At 74.4% G+C, this 2,807-nt stretch carries 2 protein-coding genes; both read right to left on the reverse strand.

Going from position 1 to position 2,807, the window contains the following annotated elements; translation table 11 throughout:
- Positions 1 to 471 (reverse strand): ABC transporter ATP-binding protein (locus AC1DY2_RS18265; RefSeq protein WP_476763703.1); only part of this gene is annotated, 471 nt, incomplete at its 3' end.
- A partial coding sequence (locus AC1DY2_RS18270) for an FtsX-like permease family protein (protein ID WP_476763704.1) occupies positions 468 to 2,807 on the reverse strand: 2,340 nt, incomplete at its 5' end. The genes AC1DY2_RS18265 and AC1DY2_RS18270, both read right to left, overlap by 4 nt.

Consider the following 2,807-nt stretch of genomic DNA (forward strand, 5'->3'; position numbering starts at 1 on the left):
CAACTCGCCCGGGCGGCGGTCGCGCGCCTCGCCGACGCCCGTCAGCTCGAGGAGCTCATCGACGCGACGCACCCGCTCGGCACCCCGGTGCGTGCGGGCGACGTTCATCGCCAGGGCCACGTTCTCGCCGGCGGTGAGGTAGGGAAGCAGGTTGCGCGAGGTCTGCTGCCACACGAAGCCGACGGTGCGGCGTTGATAGGCCACCCGCTCGCGCGCCCGCATCGAGAGCAGGTCGTGCCCGGCGACGCGGGCGACACCGGCCGTGGCGGTGTCGAGGCCGGAGAGGATCGTGAGCAGCGTCGACTTGCCCGAACCCGAGKCGCCGACGACGGCGACCATCTCGCCGGCTCCGACGCGCAGGTTGAGTCCCTGCAGGGCTTGCACCTCAACTCCGTCGGCGGTGAAGATGCGCACGAGGTCGGTGCACAGGATGTGCGGCTCGGCGAGCTGGTCGGCCATGGGGACCATCATTCCTCCTCCTTGCGCATCGCGCGCGCCGCGTTCACGCGACCGCCGACACCGGATGCCGCGGCGGCGGCGACCGCGGTGACGAGCACAGAGCCGGCGAGCACGGCCGTGATGAGCCATGGGTCGTACACCACCGCGGGTTGGGCGTCGCCGCCCGTGAACGCGCGCAGGTCGACGCCCTGCAGCACCACGAACGGCAGCACGGCGCCGAGCGCCGCGCCCACCACCACGGCGACGACCGCCACCGGCCCGATCTCCCAGGCGACGAGCGCCCGTTCGCCCCGCCGTCCGAGGCCGAGCGTGGACAGCAGCGGCAGCAGTCGTTCGCGCGAGGAGCGACCCACGACGAGCGTGAGCACGATCGCGAGCACCGTGAGCAGGCTCGAGAGGGCGATGGCGCCGACGAGTGCGGTCACAAGTCCCCGGGTCGTGGACCGCCCGCCGAGCTCGGCGGCGAGATCGGTCGCGGTGACCGTCGTGGCGCCGTCACCCGCGATCGTCGAGAGGGCGGCGGTCGTCTCGGCGTCATCCGCGCCCGGAGCGAACCGCACGAGCACCGCGCGCGGCACCAGCGTGTCGGTGAACGGCTCGGCGTTCGCACGATCCATCAGCACCCAGTTCGACCGTGGCGAGTACGCGGTGGCGCCGTCGACCACGGCGAGGGCGTGGAACGGCTCGCCGTCGAGTTCGACGTCGTCGGCCGCGCCGATGACCTCGTCGACGACGCCCGAGACGAGCACGGGGACGCCGTCATCGCCGGGCGGGGCGGCGAGCGCCTCGGGCAGCGGCGTGGCATCCGGTCGCCCGGCCTGCACGCGGCGCATCTCGGCGCTGTCGACCACGATGAGGGTGGTCGTGCGCTGCCGCCCGTCGATGATGAGATCGGAGCCGCGTGTCGAGTACACGGGGGCGATCGCCTCGACCCCCGGCACCGCGCGGAACTCGTCGAGCTGGGCCCGCGTGAACGGCAGGCCCGACACCGCGGCATCCGCACCCACCCGCGCCGCGGCGGCATGGTCGATCCCGGCGCGCACGGTGCCGAGCAGCACCGAGGAGAACACGGCCACCGACACCCCGACGACGACGGCGAGCACGGGCACGAGCCCGGCACTGGGGTCGCGCAGCGCGCGCGCCGACCCGAGGAACGGGACGAGGCCGGGCCGCGCGGCCATCGACCGCACGAGCCTGGCGAGGGGGATCGGGTAGAGGCGCAGCGCCACGAGGCACGCGACGAGCGAGAGTAGCAGCGGCACGGCGGCGAGCAGCGGATCGACGCCCGCCTGGGCCGCCGAGGTCGCCAATCCGCGGCGCATGAGGAGCACGACCGCGGCGACGGCGACGAGCAGCACGAGCAGCTCGGCGATCCAGCGGAACCGGCCTGGAGCGCTCCCGCCCAGGTCGGCGCGCGCGCGACGGAGCGGGCTCAGGCCCGGCGCCGAGGCCACCAGCAGCAGGGCAGGCGTCACGGCGAAGACCGCCGCGAGCAGCCATCCGCCGTATCCGGCGTCGGCGGCGACCGCGAGGGTGCCGAGCAGCCCGCCGACGACGGCCGCGGGGACGCCGATCGCGAGGCCCTCGATCGCCAGGATGCCGCGGAGCTGGCCGATCGAGGCACCGCGAGCCGCCGCCAGTTCGAGCCCCGCGCGCCGGCGCTCGAACACCACCCTAGCACCGAGGACGAGCACCGCCACCATGACCCCGATGGGCCCCGACGCGATCGTCGCGAGCACCGCGTCGCCGGCTGCTGCAGTGGCGGCCGCCTCGCCGAGGGACGCGCCGAGCCCGCTGAGGAAGCTCACCTCGCCCACCGTCGGCACCCAGCCCCGGTACTCCCCGGAGCCGATGACGCGCACGTCGCTCGAGAACTCGCCGAGCTGCGCCTGAAGCTGCGCGGACTCCGGTGCGGAGATGCGCTCGGTGCGCACCGGGAACCACGCCTGCATCGTGGAGGGCACGTTGACGTCGGCGAACGCCGGCCAGGATCCGGCATCCATGAACGCGGTGCCGGTGATCTGCGGTGGGGCGAGGCCGTTGTCCACCACGCCGGGTTCGAGCGTGGTCGGCAGGTGCGTCCACAGTCCGTCGGCCGGGTCGACCGGCGCCACCGTGCCCGACAGGCGCACCGGCTGGTTGATGCTGCCGATGCCGATGAACCGTTCCTCGCCGAGCGCCCAGTCCATGCGCTCCGCGACGGCGTCGACGAGCGCGAGGTCGACCGCGGTGACCCCGTCGAGTCCGTCGCCCGGGATCGGTGCCGGCCAGGCGCCCGAGGTCAGCTCGACGTGCTCGCGCAGCCGCGGGTCGAAGCCCGGAAGGATGCGGTACACGGGCGAGCTCGG

The sequence above is a fragment of the Agromyces sp. P1_H4 genome, assembly GCF_056405255.1.